The sequence below is a fragment of the Methanothermobacter crinale genome, assembly GCF_055397825.1.
On the sequence record NZ_AP042450.1, the window covers coordinates 796,046 to 813,751 of the forward strand.

The following is a 17,706-nucleotide window of genomic DNA, read 5'->3' on the forward strand; positions in this document are numbered from 1 at the left end:
CAGTTGGGGTTATTCCCCCCCACCGCGCTTAATTTGTTCCAAGAGGTAGAACAGTAGGTTGAGAGCATGTTTGAGGGATCTGTTAAAATTAAGGATAAAAGTATACCATGTACTTCGTTAGGGACAGCACCATTTGCAGGTTTAACATATTTTGGCCATAGATCCCGCTTATACCAGATAGACCTTTATAATAATCCAGAAAATATCCGGAAGATCATCGAGACGTCCTATAATTTGGGAGTTAGGGCCATACAACTCATACCAGAACCCCCAGTTATTGAGGCGTTAAGGGGGGCCGTTGAATCGGGTTTAGATTTCAGCATCATCGGGACTATAAGAGCTGGGAGATTCCAGGAGGATCTTAGACTCCTTTTAGACTTGGAAGCGGATGCCATACTGTTAGACGAAGAATATACTGATAAATTAGAGGCATGGGAATTGGAGGATCTGTTAAATTCTATAAATAATACTGGTGTGGTATGTGGTCTTATAACTGCCTTTCCGCGGAACACCACAAGGAAACTTCTCGTCTCTGATGATATACTAGATCTTTTTGACATTTACATGATACCTTTAAATAAGCTTGGATATATGATGGATTTCCCCTGTTTTTTAAAGGATGAGAGAAAAGAACTAGAAGAGATGATACTAGACACTGGTAAGTTTATTATGGCACATAAAATATTAGCCGCTGGTATATTAAAACCTGATGAGGCTTTTAAATTCTTGGAAAGCGTGGATTATATTGACATGGTTAGTATAGGTGTCGCATCTGTTGAAGAGGCCGAAGAGACATTCACTTTGCTCTTTAAGTATTAATTGTATTCTTTTCTCTCGGCTATTATCTTCAAGAACTCCTTTGAGCTTTCTATTTCATTTATCTCCCAATCTTTGATTACTGGTATGCCCTCGAAGGATTCTCTGATCCTAGGATTCTTCAATATGAAAACAGCATCCGATCCCGTGACTAATGATATGTCCTTTAATGGGACGGCCATCCTCTTAAGTGTTCGGGTATCCCTATTCTTCTCAAGATCTGCTATAATTGTATTCTCAAATTTCATATCCTTGGCAAGGGCGTCAAATGGTGCCTTTTGGGTTTGGACCACGCCGAAGCCTAGTTCAACAAGTTTTTCAGACCGCTTGTCAGGTTTGTTCTCCATGATGTCCTTGTCAAACTCAGGTGCCTTGAAAAGGTCAATTGAAAGTATTATCTTTATATTCAGTATCTCCTCGAGTATCATCGCGGTTTCGGGGGAGGCTCTTACAAGACCGTTCTCATACTTGTAGATGGTCTCCCTTGATACGTGGGCTATATCTGCTAGGTCTTTGAGCGACATATTATATTCTTCTCTAACTTCCCTTAGGGTGTTACCATCTATCTGCACATAATATCCGCCCCTGTCAGCGAAAACTTCTGGGTGATGGTCTTCCATGATCATGTTTTTCAATGTTTTAAGGGCTATGGCGGGTATACCATGCCTTTCGTATACTACATCTTCTTCAAGGTAGTCTGTCTTAGATTTTAGGCCTATGATGAGGGGTGCTGCTAGGAAGGTATAGGCAACCTTTTTTATTTCATGAGCTTGTAAACTATTAATAGAATCAATATTAACGAGTACTTTTAGGAGAAGTAAGAGTTTCTTCCTTGCTAAGAGGTCAAAGCAGCTCCTTTCATAAATGTGGGATACTTTAAACCCATGTGTTGTGAGTATATCATATAATTCTTGGAGTATTTTTTCCCTATTCAATTAAACCACCAAAAAGGGGAGGTGTGAAACATGTTACATGTGGGTATCGATGATACAGATTCTCCCAGTGGAATGTGCACTACCTATGTTTCATGTTTAATAATCGAGAAACTTAAGGTTTGCGGTTATACCATAAAAGGTTATCCTAGACTGATAAGGCTCAACCCATTCGCCCCCCATAAAACTAGGGGTAATGGGGCGGTTTCATTTAGAGTGGAGGTCCAAGGGGGGGATGAAGTCGAGAAGGTGAAGGATGTAGTGTTGTCTCTTGTATCAAAACTTTCAGAGTTTAAAAATGATGATACAAATCCTGGGGTGGTATTTTATGAAGGCAAAATCTATGATAGTTTGAAAAGGTTCGCTCTTAATGCTATAAGGCGAATATTAACCATAGAAGATGCTAGAAGGTTGGCTGATAAAATAGGGGCTGAAGTTTATGAATACAAGAATGGCAGGGGTATTATAGGCGCATTGGCAGCTATAGGATGCCCTTTACCAGATAAAACTTATGAGCTCATAGCTTATCGTGTACCTGAAAATTATGGTAAAAAGAGAAAAATCGACAAGGAATCTGTTAGGAGGATGGATAAGGAAACCTACCCAGAAACATTTGATAATATTGACAATGATTATATAGCTATAGAACCACACACTCCATGTCCAATTCTTTATGGTATAAGGGGTGAATCCCCAAGGGCCCTTATAAGAGCCCACCAGATGATAAAAGTTGGAGAAAAGATCGAGAGATACTGTATTTTTGAGACCAACCAACATACTGATCAACACATCCAAAGGGTTGACAGCATATCCCAGATGAGACAATTCAGTTGTTATCTTGTCTCAGGCGAAGTTAAAGATGGGCCCAGGGTAATTGAAGGGGGGCATGTATTCTTCACTCTAAAGGATAACACTGGTGAGATAGAATGTGCAGCCTATGAACCCACAAAGGATTTCCGAAAAACGATAATGAAATTAAGACCAGGGGATAAAGTGAAAGTATTTGGTGGTATAGGAGTCCATGGAACCCTAAATATCGAAAAGATAAAAATAGAACACGTAAAACCTTTGATAAGATATGAAAACCCTATCTGTTCCTGTGGTAAAAGGATGAAATCAGCGGGAAAAAATAAAGGGTTTAAATGTCCAAATTGCGGTAAAAAATCGAATGCCCAGAAAATCCCAAAAAAAATCCCAAGATCATTAAAAGAAGGATACTATGAAGTCCCAACTTGTGCAAGACGCCACCTATCAAAACAACTCATAAGAATGGGGATAAAAGGATGCTCATAAGCCCCTGTAACTGGAAGACATGCCTAATTACGTATCAAACACCTATAAGGTGCATCCCTATCCTCCATAATTATTATATCCCAATCTACTACTAAGTAATATAAGGGTGCATAACTATGATTCCTAGGTGTATGAGCACGCAACATCCTGATAATGTAAATCCACCATTCTTCGCATCAAGTCCGCTTCTTAGTGGAGAAGACGAGATAAAAGAAGCATATTATGTGTTTTCCCATCTTGGATGTGATGAACAAATGTGGGATTGTGAAGGTAAAGAGGTTGATAATTATGTTGTGAAAAAACTCCTTGCAAATTATAAATCATTCTTCCAAGAAAACATACTGGGAAAAGATTGCAGATTAACCTTAAGGGTTCCTAATCCCACAGTTGAACGTGAAGAAGCGAAGATACTCCTTGAAACTCTTGAAAGCATACCCCGTTCATATGATACAGCAACCTTATTCTATGGGGTGGAAGAGGCCCCAGTCTTCGAGGTTATACTCCCAATGACATCTTCTAGCACATCACTTAATCGCATCTATAACTATTATAAAGATTTCGTTGTAGGAAAAGAGGATTTCACACTCGGGGATGTGACCATAAAAGAATGGATAGGAGAATTCAAACCCAAAACGATAAATGTAATACCATTATTCGAAGACCGTGACGCGATGCTCTCTGCAGCCAATATAACCTTAGAATATTTAAATGAGAAAGAAATCAGCCATCAAAGAGTGTTTTTGGCACGTTCAGACCCGGCTATGAACTATGGGATGATATCTGCGGTCATACTCAATAAGCTTGCACTTTACAATCTCAAGGGGATCGAAGAAGAAACAGGGACAAGAATATACCCCATAGTAGGTATGGGTTCAGCCCCCTTTAGGGGAAACCTAAAACCATCCAATATAGATAATATTGTAAGAGAATATCCGAGCACCTATACATTCACGTTACAATCATCCTTCAAATATGACCATCCGCCAAGAGAAGTTATCAGGGCTATTGACAAATTAAAATCCAAAAAACCAGGTAAAGCACAAGAGATAAACGCTGAAACCGCGATTAAGATCATGGAAAAATATTGTAGAGAATACCGCCGCCAAGTCCTAAAACTTGCAGATATCATAAATCGTGTGGCTAAATACGTGCCCAGGAGGAGGAAGAGGAAACTCCACATAGGATTGTTCGGATATTCAAGAAGTATCGGTAAAGTTTCACTCCCAAGAGCCATAACCTTCACAGCAGCCCTTTATTCTATTGGGGTGCCGCCTGAAATCCTAGGCTTCAACGCCCTCTCTGACAAGGATATTGAACACCTCCACGACATTTACATAAACCTTGAAAAGGACATGATAGATGCCCTCAGATACATGAATCCCCATTCACCTTACTTGGAAGAGGAACTACACTGGAAGATCAAAGAACACTTCCCTGATATAGAATATGACAGAAAACACAAAAAACTAGTTGATGATATAAACAAGAGCTTATCACTTGGCCAGATAAGGATAATCCAGACAAGGATACTTGAAGCGGCAAGTCTGAGAAGATTCCTCGGATAAAACCCCCCAAGGTAGGTGTGGGGGGCTTGTCATGACTAATCCTTTTAACATTCGTCGCTGCTAACTCTCCAGCGAAAGCGGGAGAATACCATAGGAATGGTGGAATGGGAAAGTTTTATATATATGAAAATACAAGACTATAATCCAAGATGTGGGGGCTGGAACGGCCCGAACGTCCATGGAAAGAAGATCTCCACCCCCTTTGATCACTTACCAAAAGGTGATCGCGGGGCAAGTCCTCTCCATGGAGCAGGAAACCCCGCCCGTCAAGTGGAGTAGTTCACTATTTTATAGTCCCGTGGGGTAGTGGCAATCCTGATGGGCTCTGGACCCATCGACAGCGGTTCGACTCCGCTCGGGACTATACCATCTTCCTTTTGGGCAGATTCTCATAGTCCCGTGGGGTAGTGGTAATCCTACCGGGCTTTGGACCCGGTGACAGCGGTTCGACTCCGCTCGGGACTATCATCCTATATCATTTTTTTGAAGGTTTTGGAAATGGAGAGACTTCTCATAGTAGGTGTGAATACAAGACCTGTTGCAAAGGCGGCATATGATCTTGGATTTGAGGTCTATTCTGTAAGTTATTATTGTCCAAAGGATTTTGATTCTTACCATGAAAGAAGGTGCATACTAGAACAGGAACCCCTAAAATCTTCAGGGAGGTTCCATGAGAAATTTAAACCATCAAATCTTAAAGTTTTAGCAGAGGATTTTTTAGATGAAGTCGACAAGATCATAGTTTTAAGTGGAGGGTTCCCTGAGGATTTCCCTTCCCGGAAAATCCTTGGTAACAAAAAAACTCAGAAAATAGAAGACAAATACACTTTATATAAAAGGTTATGTGGGAAATTCAAAGTCCCAGAAACTTATAAATTAGATGATATGGAAGAAGCATGGGAGATACAAAAACAGAAACCAGAAAAAAGATTCCTAATAAAACCTTTAATAGGATCTGGAGGTTTTGGAGTTTCCCCCATATCAGATTATAGAGAAGATCCTAGAGGCCCATTTATCCTCCAAGAATTTATTGAAGGATTACATTTAAGCGCTTCTGTACTCTCCACTGGCAAAGACGTTATGACTATCTTGACAAGTAGGCAACTGATAAACACTAATATCAGAGGATGGGAAGATAATCTTATATATGCAGGGAATATAGTGCCCGCACCCTACCCTGAGATTAAAAAAGTAGGAGAAGACGTGATCAGAAACTTGGCTCTTCTAGGATCAAACGGTGTTGACATGGTTTTATCCCCAGATGGTTTATACGTGATTGAAGTTAATCCTCGCATACAAGGCACTTTTGAATGCGCTCAACTCTCCCTTGGCATTAACATGTTATCTGCTCATATCAGCGCCTGTGAAGGCGAACTCATAAATGAACCCCCAAGGAAGAAATATACGATGAAGAAGATAATTTATACCCCTTTCAAGTGCCAGGTTGGCGATCTCAACCTCCCAAGAGTATATGATATACCCTGTGATGGTTCCATAATAGAAGCAGGTGAGCCGCTGGTAACCTTACTCGATTCTCACGAAAATCTCAACATTCTCCTTGGGAATATTAAAAGGAGTTTTAAACAGGTTATGGGGAGATTAAAAGTCCTAGACAGGCACCTTTATTATACCCAAGAGTATTAGTATGAATATGATGAGTCCTATTGCTATTAGTATCCTTGTAAGTATCATACCCCATGTTAGTATTAGGAATACTTTAGCTCTCCTATCAGGGTCTTTAAGGTATTCCTCAATAGGGTCCCTAGTCATTTGACACCCTCCAAATTGTTGACGAGGAAAATATATTGGGTTGTGGTTGGGAGTTCTCTTCTCAGAATCCTGATCTCAGGATTGTAAATGTGTATCTCATCTGGTATATCATATTCGTCTATTTCTCTTCCTATAATATATGAGACTATTTTAGCTTCTAGTTTCCCTTTTATCCTCGCACCAGAAATTGTCGCATCTATTTCTATATATATGGGTAATCTGAGACGTTCCTGTTCATTCTCGGAGAGTAATGAGGCTATGAACTTAAGTTCGTCTGTCTTGAACCTGTGTCTGCTCCCATCCGCCCCGATTACATGGGGTTTTTCCTCTCCTAGGAGTTCCTTGAGGGTTTTCCTCTTCCTTGGCACGTGCCTGTTAAGGATGACAATCTGCTTCTTTATAAGTCTTTCAGTTCTATCCATCTCATCTCTCATCACAATATATTAATATCTTATAAAATATCAAAGTATCCATGGGGGATGTTAAGTTGGATATTGATATTGAACAATGCAGAGAAAATGATAAAATAAAAGAACTTATAAGTACAAGCGGACTCCCAATAAAGTATATCAAGATTCTTTTACGCTTGGCTGATGCTATATACCTTAATGCGATAAATTACAATGTCAGGATAAAGGATGGGGAGGTTTCAATTCTCCTTGTCTCATCCAAGGGTGAAAATGAGTTTGGAAGATTCACCACAAGTGCGCTTACAAATGTCTTCTATCGTATCCGAGAATTGGAGAAGAAACATGAAGACATAGACACAAAATGCAGGGTACATGATGGCATCCTTGAAGTCCAATTTAAATTTGCATAGGCCATGACAAAAATGAGGTTGGATTATTATTACAAGTTAATAAAAGAGGTTGAAGACTTGGAAATTGACACTTCCACGCCTTCAAAGCTCCAAAAAACGTTAATAGAAGTGAAAAGGAAGAAGAGGATCCTTAGAAGGTTAAAAAAGAAGGTGGTGGAGGATATACGGGATATCGAGGTGGGTTATCTTATAAAGAGAATAGCCATCCGCCGGGAAATAGAAGATTACGAGGCGAATCCATCACTATTCAAAAGGTTGGCGGGAAAAGACTCGCACACACTAAGACTAAAGGTATTGAAGAAAATTGAAAAGGATCGAGAAGCCAGAATAAAACCCTACAATGAAATCAGAGAAAAGATAAATGAATTAATTAATGACATTGACGAGATCATCAAGCAGCTGAGTAAAGGGAGAATTTAGATGGGGGCCCTAACAGTCCCCCCAATGGGATCAATATTTAATGGGTTAATTCTATTGGTAGAAGTATCAGGACACCTAGAAGGTCATTCTTCTTTATCTCACCACTAAGGGCCGCTGCAAAGGTTGCGTGGTCTGCGATTCTCTCCATACTGATGGGTAGAGGCACCTCTTCTCCAGCCGCGATTACATGTCCTAGTCCGTGAGTTGCATAAGCACACAAGTAAACTATATGATTGCTGGGGATCCTAATCCTCTTTATTCTGATGGGTTTTATTTCCCCTGCTTTCACCTTTACATTTTCAGCTGCAAGTATAGCCCTCAAATGACCGTAGATATCAGCATCTAGTAATCTGAAATCAACTAGTTCTTTCGCGTATTTTTCAGTTGCCCTTTTAACCTCGCCAAGTCTTGTTAATATTCTGACCATTACTCCATCTCCATGGATTCTTTAATCATCTTCAATCTCACAAAGTTCTCTCTTTCCATCTCCTCTAATCGCATTTCAATGTAACTGACTGTATTCTGTAGCCTTGGTATAATTATGTTTTCAAGGGCGTTAACCCTCCTTTTTGTGGATTCTATCTCCCCTGCAAGCAACCTTACACTTTTTTCTATCTCACCCAATTCTACTATGAGGGATACTGATTCCTCAAATTTTTTAGCAGCCTCGTCAAGTTTAACAGAAGTGTCTACTAGACCATATCCTCGCTCGACCATGGATCTTTCTGTTGATTCTATTTCAACTACTGGGACAACAACACCCATTATATTCCTGGAATCGATTTCAACTTTGAGAAACTCTTTAACTGCCATGGCGGCTTTGTTAACGGCCATGTCCCCCATCATTATCTGCGCTTCTGTCAGGTCTTCGAATGCTTCTTTCAATTTCTTCTCGACTCTTTCACGTGCCCCTCTAACCCTCTCTAGTATGTTGAAGAATTCCATGATGAGGGCGTTTCTTTTTTCCTTTAGTAGATTATATCCCTTGACAGCGAGCTTTTCTCTCTGTTTAAGTTTTAGAAGTTCCATCCTGGTTGGGTTGATTCCTTCAATTATTTCTTGCGCCAAAGTTCATCCCCCCAATAAAAGGTAAAAGATGTTCCTTTTTGGGTGTTTATTCCCCTTTTGGTAAGTATTTGTCAATGTGCTCTTCAGCCACTCTCTTGAGTTCTGCGCGTGGTAATATGCTTAGAAGCTCCCAACCAATGTTAAGAGTCTCTTCTATTGACCTGTCCTCGTCACGTTCCTGGTTTATAAACCTTTTTTCGAATTCATCAGCAAATTGCAAGTATTTACGGTCCCTGTCAGTTAATGCTTCTTCACCCACCACGGCAACTAGGTCGCGGAGGTCTCGGCCTTCTGCATATGCGGAATATAATTGGTCTGAAACCCCACTATGATCCTCTCTAGTCCTTCCCTCTCCTATACCACCACTCATGAGCCTTGATAGTGATGGTAGAACATCTACCGGTGGATATATACCTTTACGGTGGAGTTCGCGGCTGAGCACCACCTGGCCCTCTGTAATGTAACCTGTGAGGTCTGGTATTGGGTGTGTAATATCGTCTTGTGGCATGACCAAAATCGGCATCTGGGTTATTGATCCCTTCTTGCCGATTATACGACCTGCTCTTTCATAGATGCTCGCGAGGTCCGTGTACATGTACCCTGGGTATCCTCTCCTACCAGGGACTTCTTCCCTAGCAGCTGATATCTCCCTTAAGGCCTCACAATAATTTGTCATATCTGTGAGTATGACTAGTACGTGCATGTCATGTTCGAATGCGAAATATTCGGCTGTTGTAAGGGCCATCCTTGGAGTGATTATACGTTCAATGGCGGGGTCGTCTGCAAGGTTCATGAATACTGTTACACGTTCGAGGGCGCCGGTTTGTTCAAAGTCTCGCATGAAGTAATTGGCTTCTTCGTGTGTTATACCCATGGCTGTGAATATGACTGCGAATTCACTCTCTTCTGTAAGGACTTTTGCTTGTCTTGCGATTTGGGCTGCCAGTTCATTGTGTGGCAATCCTGAACCTGAAAAGATGGGTAGTTTCTGTCCCCTGACGAGGGTGTTCATCCCATCGATTGTTGATATACCTGTCTGGATGAACTCTGCAGGGAATGCTCTTGCTGAGGGGTTTATTGGGTAACCGTTAATGTCAAGTTCTTTTTCTGGGATGATCTCTGGGCCGCCGTCTATGGGTTTCCCTGTGCCGTCGAATATGCGGCCTAGCATGTCCATAGAGACGCCTATCTTTGCTGTTTCTCCTGTGAAGCGTATTTTTGTCGTTTCAGTGTTAAGGTCGCTTGTACCCTCGAATACTTGTACAACGGCGATGTCTTCTCGCACTTCAAGTACCTGGCCCCTTCTTTTCTCGCCAGTTGGTGTTTCGATTTCAACGATTTCCCCATATGCTGCTCCTTCAACGCCTTCCACTATCATGAGGGGCCCTGACACTTCACTTACAGTGGTGTATTCTCGGGTTTTAATATCTACTTTCATCTTAACACCTCATTACATTGTTGGACGATCTTCTCTTCGATTTCTTTGACTCTTTCATCAAATTCATCTTCGGGTATGTATTTCATACGTCCGATTTCCTCTTTGACTGGCAGGTTTACAAGGTCTGCTGCTGGGGCTCCTCTCTCTAGTGCTTCTGTTGCATGTTCATGGAATTTCATTATAATTTTGAGCATCTTTAACTGTTTTTTTGGCGAGCAGTATGTGTCGACTTCGTGGTAAGCGTTCTGTTGGAGGAAGTCTTCACGTATCATCCTCGTGGTTTCGAGGGTTATTCTTTCCCTGTCTGGTAAAGCGTCGGGTCCTACGAGTTGTACTACTTCTTGTAGTTCGGCTTCTTTTTGTAGTAGTGCCATTGCATTATCTCTTGTGTTTCTCCATTCTGGGTCGACGTTTTTAGCCCACCATGTTTCTATACTGTCAATGTAGAGTGAGTAGCTTTGGAGCCAGTCTATAGCTGGGAAGTGTCTTTTGTCTGCGAGTGAAGCGTCAAGTGCCCAGAACACTTTACATATTCTTAGGGTGTTCTGTGTAACCGGCTCTGAGAAGTCCCCTCCTGGTGGTGATACCGCGCCTACTATTGATACTGATGCTATTTTGTCTTCTGTCCCGGCTGTTATGACTCTGCCAGCTCTTTCATAGAATTGTGCAAGTCTTGATGCTAGGTATGCTGGGTAGCCTTCTTCGCCTGGCATTTCTTCGAGTCGGCCTGAGATTTCTCTCATGGCCTCTGCCCATCTTGATGTTGAGTCTGCCATGAGTGCGACGTCGTATCCCATGTCCCTGAAGTATTCGGCGATGGTTATACCGGTGTATACACATGCTTCCCTTGCAGCTACTGGCATGTTTGATGTGTTTGCAATGAGCACTGTCCTGTCCATAAGTGGTTTTCCTGTTTTTGGGTCTTCGAGTTCTGGGAAGTCCTTGAGAACCTCCGTCATCTCATTACCCCTTTCTCCACATCCTACATAGACTATGATGTCTGCGTCAGCCCATTTAGCTAACTGTTGTTGGGTTACGGTTTTCCCTGAACCGAATGGTCCTGGTATTGTTGCTGTTCCACCCTTTGCCACTGGGAAGAATGTGTCCTGCGCCCTTTGACCGGTTATGAGGGGCACGTCAGGGTCTAGTTTTTTCTTGTATGGTCTTGGCCTCCTAACTGGCCATTTTTGCATCATCTGGATCTTCTCGGGGCCTGTTTCTGTTTCTACTTCTGCTATGGTGTCTACTACTGTGTATTCTCCTTGTGGTTCTATGCTTTTCAGCGTCCCTGAAATGTTTGGTGGTATTATTATTTTGTGTGTGACTGCTGAGGTTTCTTGGACTTCTCCGATAACGTCTCCACCTTGTACTTTTTGTCCGGGTTCTGCTAGTGGTTTGAATTCCCATTTTTTGTCCTTTGGGATTGGAGGTACGTCAACACCTCTTTGTATGTAGTCTCCTGTTAGTATTTTGATGTTTTCTAGTGGTCTTTGTATACCGTCGAAGATTGAGCCGATGATCCCTGGGCCTAATTCTACTGAGAGGGGGCCTCCTGTGCTTTCTACTGTTTCTCCTGGTTTGATTCCTGTTGTTTCTTCGTAAACTTGAACTGTGGCTGTGTCACCTTCAAGTTCGATGATTTCTCCTATTAGTTTTTCTTCACCTACTCTTACCATTTCATACATTTGGGTGCCTCTCATTCCTTCCGCGATGATAACGGGACCTGCGACTTTAATAATTTTTCCTTTCTTTATCATTTTACCAACTCTATTCCAATTACTCTTTTGATAAGCTCTCTTAGGGGTTCTACTCTTTCTTCGGAGGGACCGTATTTGTCGGGTATTTCTATTATTATTGGTAATGCGCGTGATCCGGTGGCTTCATCAATAAATTCTCTTAATTCGTCACCAATCTTTTCTGTGACGATTATAATAGAAACCTCTTTTTTTATAAGGTCTCTGATGATCTTTTCAGCTTCTTCTGGGGTTTCCACGGCATGTCCTTCTTTTATACCTGCTAGTCTGAAGCCTGTTACGGTGTCTGAATCTGCAACTACTGCTATTTGTGTGCTCATATTAACATCTCCTTAAGTATGGGTTCTGGGAAGCTTGGTTCTCTTTTAGTGCGCGCGATCACTTTGAGGTTTTTGATTTCAGCCTCTTTTCTGCTGAGGAATGTTATTATGGGACCTACACCGAGGGGCCTTTTTAATGCGAATGTTCTTGCGGTCTCATTGATATACTTTTCCAGCGCTCTTTCAAATGTGGCTAGAGATCCAGTCTCTTCGTATTCTGGGAGTGCTTCTGCGAGTATTGGACCATAGTCTGTGCCTTCTAATTCATTTATTATACCTTTTATGTCTTCTGCCTCCATGAGGTATTCTAGTTTCCATTCGGGTAATTGGTAACTTTCTGGTATTATGTATGGGCTTATGTCTTCGTATTTGAGGTTGTCGGCCTTTGCACGGAGTATTATTTTGAGGTTTGTGGCGTCTATTTGCGCGCCGAAGTATGTGCGCAGTATCTCAGCATCTTCTTTTGGGATTGATAATTCTTCTAGGACTTCTAGGATGGTTTCCATGTAGTATTTATCGAGGGCGGCTTCAAATGGTAGTAGCATCCTTGTCTTCTCATAATCTGAGAGGGCTGCTTCGAGTATTGGGCCATATTCTGTGTCTTCGAGGGCTGTTATTATATCCTGGACTGTTTTAAGGTCTGTTAACTTTTTTAGTTTGTCTTTTAATTCGCCAAATGGTATTAGGAGGTTCGTTGTTTCCTCTGGACTCAAACCAGTATCTTTTGCTGTTAAGAGGCTTTTTATGTTTTTGATATCCCATTTTTTAAACTGTGCCTCGAATACTTTTTTTATCCTTTTTGGTGCTATTTCTGTGATTAATTGGTAGATTTCTGCAAGTTGGCTTTCAAGGGCTTTTTCTATAGGGTATTCGTCTATGTATTTTGCGTAATCTGGGAAGCCCCTTAGGTAATTTTTGAACTCTCTAAGGTTTTCAGTTTCCATGACCTCTGTGAGTTGTCTGTCTGTGAATAAACGCCCCATTCTTGCTCTCACTCTTGCTGTGGGATATGCGAATGGTACAACATCCCTGAGAAACCTTATTGTGGGTACTACTATGATGATGGCTCCTGCAGCTGCTATTATACTTATCAGCGCCTTTAGCATGGTGGGGCTGTCAATCATGTGTGATCTCTCCATTTTTTAATCAAAGAGGATTTTTGCCGCCTCTGAACGCAGAAACTTTTCGAACCTTGAAAGTCTCGCCTCGATTGTGTTGTTGACTTCTATTCTCCCATCCTTGGTTTTAACTATGGCTCCTCCAATGGTCTGTATGGGTTCACCAAGTTCTAGGCTGGTATCTTTGCCAGTGGCTGATTTAACATCCTCTGCGATGGAATCTAAGTCCTTTATCTTTTCTTTATCATCCTCCTTGACGTGGACTATCAGTTCTCCTCCCCCAATTTCGGTGGCGGCTTCCTTTATAATATTCTCTAATGATTGGATGTATTTTTCATCTTTACTACTTGTTATCTTCTGTAATTCTTCTTCAGCCTTTTTGAACGCCTCAGTGATTATCTCTTCCCTCGCCTCCAATTCAGCCCTTCTAGCCTTCATCTTAGCCTCTGATATTAACTGGTGATATTGCATCCGAGCTTGTTTCCTAGCACTTTCCAGTATTTTTTCTTTTTCGATAGCTGCTCTTTTTTCACCATCTTCTATTATGGATTCTGCTTTCTTTTCAGCTTCGCTGATTATCTTGTTAGCATTTTCCTGGGCCTCGGAGATTATGCTAGAGACAATCTTGTCCACTCCAGGGTCCATCTATTTAGCCTCCTCCCATAACGCCACCAACGAGCAAGAGTATTGCTATAAGGAATCCGTAGATAGCCTGGGTTTCTGGCAGTGCGGTGAATATAATGCCCCTCGCGAACATTTCAGGGTTTTCAGTAACTGCACCTACACTTCCTGCTGCTACGTTTCCCTGGGCTATAGCTGATCCGAAACCTGCAACTCCTATGGCTAAACCTGCGCTGAGGGCTATGATACCGCCTGTTGTGCCAAGTGCTTTACCGCCACCTAGGATTCCTGAGAATACTATAACTAATATTCCTATAAGGAATCCGTAGATAGCCTGGGTTTCTGGCAGGGCGGTGAATATAATGCCCCTCGCGAACATTTCAGGTTTTTCCGCAACTGCACCTACACTTGCAGCTGCTACGTTTCCTTGAGCCATGGCTGATCCGAAACCTGCGAATGCTATAGCTATTCCAGCTCCTACAGCCGCCATAGCTGTTCCTAGTGTAATCTCAACCATTCTTTTCACCTCTCTATTTTGGTAAGTTTTCTTTCAGCACTAAATGGGTTGAATTTTCTCTTTCCTCCCATAAAGAATTGGGAGAAAAACTCCACATAATGTAAACGGAGTGAGTGTATGAAAGCGCCAAGACTCTGGAATGTGTCATTGGCAATATGGCCAAATACAAATATTATGGGTGCTAGGGCCACTCCAATCACTGGTATGAGGTTGGCGCATATTTCTGTGACAATATTAACTGTCATGGCCATGCCCCCCGTGGATAAGCAGAGGGCTAACAATCTTGAATATGATAGTATAGTCCCTAGGAATCCTGAAGCGTCAATGAGTCCGAAGAGTCCATTATAGTAGACTAGTAGTATGATCCCTAGGACGGCTATACCACCTCCAACTACCATTAATGGGAATATGTTGAATAACCAGCCTAAGGCAGCTAAAAGTATGCCCAATTCGAGTATGAGCCATACTATCTGGGATCCCATGGCCTCACGCATGTTACCCATTTTTATATTGTTTCTTGCACCTACAATGAGTCCGAAGTTTATATGTAACACGCCCACGATTAGGGCCATTAAGAGTACGTTTTGCGGTTCTTTAAACGCATCTATTAATGGGATTACTGTGGGGAGGTTTATGTGGAAGAAGCGTGGGAAAAAGTCGCCTAAGAATCCGTTTGTAACCATTCCGAGGATGAATGCCCATAGGCCGCATGCCATGAATATTATGCCGAAGCTTCTCATAAACTTGTTAACCTTCCCGGGGCCCTGGTATAATATGAATCCGACTAGGGCATCTATTATCCCATAGAATGCGTCTGTAAGGCAGAAGCCGAAGAAGAATGGGAGTATTAAGGCCATGAAAATCGTGGGATCGTATTCGTTATATTTTGGGGGTGAGTACATTTTTATGAATGTTTCGAATGGCTTTGCGAATCTTGGGTTTTCGAGGAGTATTGGCACGTCATCGTCGTTGGTGCTTGGTTTTTCACGTTCAATAACGCAGTGTTCTTCGCTGGCCTCTTTAATGATCTTTTCGGCCTTTTCACAATCTTTGAGGGGAACCCATGCTTCTAGCATTACGGTGTTTTCTGTTTCGCCGAATGCTGAGTATATTTCGTTTCTTTCCTTTTCGATTGTAAGTTGTTCTTTGAGTATGAGGAGTTCTTCTTCCCATTCGTTTTTTATCTTTTCCACTTCTTTGATTGTGTCTTTTCTTTCTTTGTGGATTTCCTTAAGTCTTTCCTTGGATTTTCGGATTACTTCTGAGGGTTTGCCCTTGAGGCCTGCTATTTCGAATCTTTCGAAGTCCATTCTCCTTAATAGGGTTGCTATTGTATCTTCGTGTTCTTTTAGTGTTATTAGGAATACTTTTCTTTCGGTTGGGGGTTCTGTTTCCATGTCAAAGATTGCGAATTCGTCTGTTATCTCTTTTATCTTCTCAGGTGCCTTTTTGAACTTTTCAATGGGTATTTTCCCTACGATGGCTGTTATGTACTTAGATTCTTCTATATCGGTAAAATCAATATCGAAATCGACTAGTTTCCCCCATAGGTTTATAGTGGACTCTAGATCTCCCTTTTCCGTGTCTAATTGGTTTAATTTACTTTCAAGGGATTTTATCTTCGTTTCTACCTTTGATAATTCCTTTTCTGCTTTCTTTATTAATGATTCTGAATCTAATTCTTCTACTTTCCTCTTTTTTGGGATTGGGGGGTTGAGGAATTCTTTTATAACCTCTTTTATCTTTTTTTTCTTGGTTATTAGTGTGTCCATGAAATCTATTATACTTGTTGTTCTCATCAGGAGGGATGCTATCCTAGTAGTTTGGGGTGTGGGTTTTGAAGGTTTTAATAGTTGGGCCCATTGTGGGTCTTCTTGTATACGCTCCGATATGTTATCTATTTGTGTTATTCCTTCTTCGTGCAAGGATCGGATCACAGGGTCTGTGTATTTCTCAAAGGTTATGATTTTAAGTTTACGCATCCTTGCTGGTAGAAACATTTTACTCAACTCTAGATTATTGTTTTTATGATAAGTTCTGCTGCTTCATCAATTTTATCCATGGCCTTGGATTTTAGGATTTCTGTTTTCCTTTTAGTTTCACTTGAAATTTCTGCTGCTTCCTTCCTAGCCTGCGCCTTTGATTCGTATATCATGGCCTCTGCTTCGTCTTCAGCCTCTCTTTTAGCACTTTCTATGATCTCCAGCGCTTTCACCCTAGCATCTTCGATCATCTGGGATGATTTATCCTTTGACTCCTGTATTAGCTTGTTAGCATCATTTTCAGCCTTTTTTATCACCATGATAGCTTCTGCTATTGTTGCCATTTAAACCACCCTTTGTATAGTGAAAGGTCTATCTTATGAGTATATTTATCTTTTACTATTTCATTCCACTTCCATAATAATTTCATAAATTTTATGAGTAAAAGGATTTCATCCCCTCATTATCCTATCTGGTTTTCTTCCATGATATTCTATGTCCCCAAGGTCCAGGGTCTTCCTGAAGGGCTTCTCTTCCATCTTTTCCTCACTTATATGAGCTATCAACCCTGGTAATCTTCCTATCATGAACATGCCTGTCCCAATTTCCCAATGGAATCCAAGATCTGACAATATTGCCGCATTAGCACCATCAATATTCATATTAATATCCTTCAACCGATTTAAAACCTTTTCTATTTCCAATGCTAATTGGGCATGTCTCCCCATACATTTATACTTCCTCGCTAATTCCAATATCCTAGCCGCCCTAGGATCCCTACTATGATACCTATGACCAAAACCGGGTATCCTCTCATCCCTTTCCAGATAATCATGGACAATCTCCCTTGCAAGTTGAGAAACCTCACCATCATCCTTCAGAGTCTCCTGGAGGAGCTTCATACAATCCTGAATGGCCCCTGCATGTTCTCTTCCAAAAGCTAAAAGTCCAGCTGCTGCGGAAGCATGTAAAGGAGAACCTGTAGATGCTGCTAAACGAGCGATCTGCGTGCTGGGTGGGGTAACACCATGATCACAGAAAGATACAAGTATAGCATCAAGCATCATAGACTCCTCTTTGGAGGGTAAATCTCCCTTCAATAATAAGAAGACAACATCAGCAAATGAAACATTCCCAATCAAATCCTCTTGGAAATATCCGCGTGTAACGATGAAATCTTCTTCAATCCAACTAATACTAGTTTTCCAACGGGAGACATTAACATCGAATATTTTTTCAAGCGATTCTTTCCTTATTGCCATTGATCACACC

General features: G+C 41.5%; 20 protein-coding genes and 2 tRNA genes. 8 read left to right on the top strand and 14 right to left on the bottom strand.

From position 1 onward, the window contains the following. Positions 1–66 precede the first annotated feature (66 nt). Positions 67–819, top strand: coding sequence for a hypothetical protein (locus ACZ5XX_RS04690; protein ID WP_464583048.1), 753 nt, complete (start codon positions 67–69; stop codon positions 817–819). Here the strand turns inward: ACZ5XX_RS04690 and ACZ5XX_RS04695 are convergent. Then, complete coding sequence (locus ACZ5XX_RS04695) at positions 816–1,751, bottom strand: transcriptional regulator (protein WP_464583049.1); 936 nt, start codon at positions 1,749–1,751, stop codon at positions 816–818. The two genes, ACZ5XX_RS04690 and ACZ5XX_RS04695, sit on opposite strands and share 4 nt — an antisense overlap. A gap of 30 nt (positions 1,752–1,781) precedes the next feature. Here ACZ5XX_RS04695 and ACZ5XX_RS04700 point away from each other — a divergent pair, with 30 nt between their 5' ends. From ACZ5XX_RS04700 to ACZ5XX_RS04720, 5 genes are all read left to right on the top strand, one after another. Continuing rightward, entirely contained in the window at positions 1,782–3,041 is a 1,260-nt protein-coding gene (locus ACZ5XX_RS04700) for an exodeoxyribonuclease VII large subunit (RefSeq protein ID WP_464583050.1), read from the top strand. Positions 3,042–3,157: 116 nt separating this feature from the next. Then, positions 3,158–4,606 carry a phosphoenolpyruvate carboxylase gene (gene ppcA, locus ACZ5XX_RS04705; RefSeq protein ID WP_464583051.1) on the top strand — a complete coding sequence of 483 codons (1,449 nt, stop codon included), beginning with the start codon at positions 3,158–3,160 and terminating at the stop codon, positions 4,604–4,606. Between the two features lie 292 nt (positions 4,607–4,898). After that, a tRNA-Gln gene (locus ACZ5XX_RS04710) sits at positions 4,899–4,970 on the top strand. 29 nt (positions 4,971–4,999) lie between these two features. Beyond that, a tRNA-Gln gene (locus tag ACZ5XX_RS04715) sits at positions 5,000–5,071 on the top strand. Between the two features lie 33 nt (positions 5,072–5,104). Further along, positions 5,105–6,250, top strand: coding sequence for an ATP-grasp domain-containing protein (locus ACZ5XX_RS04720; RefSeq protein ID WP_464583053.1), 1,146 nt, complete (start codon positions 5,105–5,107; stop codon positions 6,248–6,250). Here the strand turns inward: ACZ5XX_RS04720 and ACZ5XX_RS04725 are convergent. Both ACZ5XX_RS04725 and ACZ5XX_RS04730 read right to left on the bottom strand, forming a co-directional pair. Beyond that, positions 6,215–6,376, bottom strand: a complete 162-nt coding sequence (locus ACZ5XX_RS04725) for a hypothetical protein (protein ID WP_464583055.1) — start codon at positions 6,374–6,376, stop codon at positions 6,215–6,217. The genes ACZ5XX_RS04720 and ACZ5XX_RS04725 overlap by 36 nt on opposite strands. Continuing rightward, positions 6,373–6,798 carry a DUF61 family protein gene (locus tag ACZ5XX_RS04730; protein WP_464583056.1) on the bottom strand — a complete coding sequence of 142 codons (426 nt, stop codon included), beginning with the start codon at positions 6,796–6,798 and terminating at the stop codon, positions 6,373–6,375. Before ACZ5XX_RS04730 ends, ACZ5XX_RS04725 begins: the two co-directional genes overlap by 4 nt. Positions 6,799–6,863: 65 nt before the next feature. Between ACZ5XX_RS04730 and ACZ5XX_RS04735 the strand changes: the two genes are divergently transcribed. Both ACZ5XX_RS04735 and ACZ5XX_RS04740 read left to right on the top strand, forming a co-directional pair. Beyond that, positions 6,864–7,196, top strand: coding sequence for a hypothetical protein (locus ACZ5XX_RS04735; protein ID WP_464583058.1), 333 nt, complete (start codon positions 6,864–6,866; stop codon positions 7,194–7,196). A gap of 3 nt (positions 7,197–7,199) precedes the next feature. Beyond that, on the top strand, positions 7,200–7,616 hold the full coding sequence (locus tag ACZ5XX_RS04740) for a hypothetical protein (protein ID WP_464583059.1): 417 nt from the start codon (positions 7,200–7,202) through the stop codon (positions 7,614–7,616). A gap of 37 nt (positions 7,617–7,653) precedes the next feature. Here ACZ5XX_RS04740 and ACZ5XX_RS04745 read toward each other — a convergent pair whose 3' ends face one another. The 11 genes from ACZ5XX_RS04745 to ACZ5XX_RS04795 form a co-directional block, all read right to left on the bottom strand. After that, positions 7,654–8,043: a DUF22 domain-containing protein gene (locus ACZ5XX_RS04745; RefSeq protein WP_464583061.1), complete on the bottom strand. Its 390-nt coding sequence runs from the start codon at positions 8,041–8,043 to the stop codon at positions 7,654–7,656. Then, the gene (locus ACZ5XX_RS04750; RefSeq protein WP_464583062.1) at positions 8,043–8,684 is read right to left on the bottom strand and encodes a V-type ATP synthase subunit D; all 642 of its coding nucleotides are present in this window, start codon (positions 8,682–8,684) and stop codon (positions 8,043–8,045) included. The genes ACZ5XX_RS04745 and ACZ5XX_RS04750 overlap by 1 nt, the downstream gene beginning before the upstream one ends. Before the next feature lie 46 nt (positions 8,685–8,730). After that, positions 8,731–10,122, bottom strand: coding sequence for an ATP synthase subunit B (locus tag ACZ5XX_RS04755; RefSeq protein WP_464583063.1), 1,392 nt, complete (start codon positions 10,120–10,122; stop codon positions 8,731–8,733). Next, on the bottom strand, positions 10,119–11,879 hold the full coding sequence (locus ACZ5XX_RS04760) for an ATP synthase subunit A (protein ID WP_464583064.1): 1,761 nt from the start codon (positions 11,877–11,879) through the stop codon (positions 10,119–10,121). The genes ACZ5XX_RS04755 and ACZ5XX_RS04760 overlap by 4 nt, the downstream gene beginning before the upstream one ends. Then, positions 11,876–12,196: a V-type ATP synthase subunit F gene (locus ACZ5XX_RS04765; RefSeq protein WP_464583065.1), complete on the bottom strand. Its 321-nt coding sequence runs from the start codon at positions 12,194–12,196 to the stop codon at positions 11,876–11,878. The genes ACZ5XX_RS04760 and ACZ5XX_RS04765 overlap by 4 nt, the downstream gene beginning before the upstream one ends. Next, complete coding sequence (ahaC, locus tag ACZ5XX_RS04770) at positions 12,193–13,320, bottom strand: ATP synthase A1 subunit C (RefSeq protein ID WP_464583066.1); 1,128 nt, start codon at positions 13,318–13,320, stop codon at positions 12,193–12,195. The genes ACZ5XX_RS04765 and ahaC overlap by 4 nt, the downstream gene beginning before the upstream one ends. Positions 13,321–13,338: 18 nt before the next feature. Next, positions 13,339–13,959: a V-type proton ATPase subunit E gene (locus ACZ5XX_RS04775; RefSeq protein WP_464583068.1), complete on the bottom strand. Its 621-nt coding sequence runs from the start codon at positions 13,957–13,959 to the stop codon at positions 13,339–13,341. A 4-nt stretch (positions 13,960–13,963) separates the two neighbouring features. Next, on the bottom strand, positions 13,964–14,452 hold the full coding sequence (locus tag ACZ5XX_RS04780) for a V-type ATP synthase subunit K (protein ID WP_464583069.1): 489 nt from the start codon (positions 14,450–14,452) through the stop codon (positions 13,964–13,966). A gap of 5 nt (positions 14,453–14,457) precedes the next feature. Next, positions 14,458–16,452 carry a V-type ATP synthase subunit I gene (locus ACZ5XX_RS04785; protein WP_464583070.1) on the bottom strand — a complete coding sequence of 665 codons (1,995 nt, stop codon included), beginning with the start codon at positions 16,450–16,452 and terminating at the stop codon, positions 14,458–14,460. An 11-nt stretch (positions 16,453–16,463) separates the two neighbouring features. Then, positions 16,464–16,778, bottom strand: a complete 315-nt coding sequence (gene ahaH / locus ACZ5XX_RS04790; RefSeq protein ID WP_464583071.1) for an ATP synthase archaeal subunit H — start codon at positions 16,776–16,778, stop codon at positions 16,464–16,466. Between the two features lie 108 nt (positions 16,779–16,886). After that, positions 16,887–17,696 (bottom strand): citryl-CoA lyase, encoded by an 810-nt coding sequence (locus ACZ5XX_RS04795; protein ID WP_464583072.1) that lies wholly within the window; start codon positions 17,694–17,696, stop codon positions 16,887–16,889. Positions 17,697–17,706: the final 10 nt, after the last annotated feature.

Bases quoted from the DNA above. Each gene is read 5' to 3' on its own strand.
- ACZ5XX_RS04730 (WP_464583056.1), bottom strand. From the start codon at position 6,798: ATGGATAGAACTGAAAGACTTATAAAGAAGCAGATTGTCATCCTTAAC.
- ahaH (WP_464583071.1), bottom strand. From the start codon at position 16,778: ATGGCAACAATAGCAGAAGCTATCATGGTGATAAAAAAGGCTGAAAAT.
- ACZ5XX_RS04690 (WP_464583048.1), top strand. From the start codon at position 67: ATGTTTGAGGGATCTGTTAAAATTAAGGATAAAAGTATACCATGTACT.
- ppcA (WP_464583051.1), top strand. From the start codon at position 3,158: ATGATTCCTAGGTGTATGAGCACGCAACATCCTGATAATGTAAATCCA.
- ACZ5XX_RS04720 (WP_464583053.1), top strand. From the start codon at position 5,105: ATGGAGAGACTTCTCATAGTAGGTGTGAATACAAGACCTGTTGCAAAG.
- ACZ5XX_RS04700 (WP_464583050.1), top strand. From the start codon at position 1,782: ATGTTACATGTGGGTATCGATGATACAGATTCTCCCAGTGGAATGTGC.
- ACZ5XX_RS04765 (WP_464583065.1), bottom strand. From the start codon at position 12,196: ATGAGCACACAAATAGCAGTAGTTGCAGATTCAGACACCGTAACAGGC.
- ACZ5XX_RS04725 (WP_464583055.1), bottom strand. From the start codon at position 6,376: ATGACTAGGGACCCTATTGAGGAATACCTTAAAGACCCTGATAGGAGA.
- ACZ5XX_RS04780 (WP_464583069.1), bottom strand. From the start codon at position 14,452: ATGGTTGAGATTACACTAGGAACAGCTATGGCGGCTGTAGGAGCTGGA.
- ACZ5XX_RS04755 (WP_464583063.1), bottom strand. From the start codon at position 10,122: ATGAAAGTAGATATTAAAACCCGAGAATACACCACTGTAAGTGAAGTG.
- ACZ5XX_RS04785 (WP_464583070.1), bottom strand. From the start codon at position 16,452: ATGTTTCTACCAGCAAGGATGCGTAAACTTAAAATCATAACCTTTGAG.
- ACZ5XX_RS04740 (WP_464583059.1), top strand. From the start codon at position 7,200: ATGACAAAAATGAGGTTGGATTATTATTACAAGTTAATAAAAGAGGTT.
- ACZ5XX_RS04760 (WP_464583064.1), bottom strand. From the start codon at position 11,879: ATGATAAAGAAAGGAAAAATTATTAAAGTCGCAGGTCCCGTTATCATC.
- ACZ5XX_RS04795 (WP_464583072.1), bottom strand. From the start codon at position 17,696: ATGGCAATAAGGAAAGAATCGCTTGAAAAAATATTCGATGTTAATGTC.
- ahaC (WP_464583066.1), bottom strand. From the start codon at position 13,320: ATGATTGACAGCCCCACCATGCTAAAGGCGCTGATAAGTATAATAGCA.
- ACZ5XX_RS04745 (WP_464583061.1), bottom strand. From the start codon at position 8,043: ATGGTCAGAATATTAACAAGACTTGGCGAGGTTAAAAGGGCAACTGAA.
- ACZ5XX_RS04775 (WP_464583068.1), bottom strand. From the start codon at position 13,959: ATGGACCCTGGAGTGGACAAGATTGTCTCTAGCATAATCTCCGAGGCC.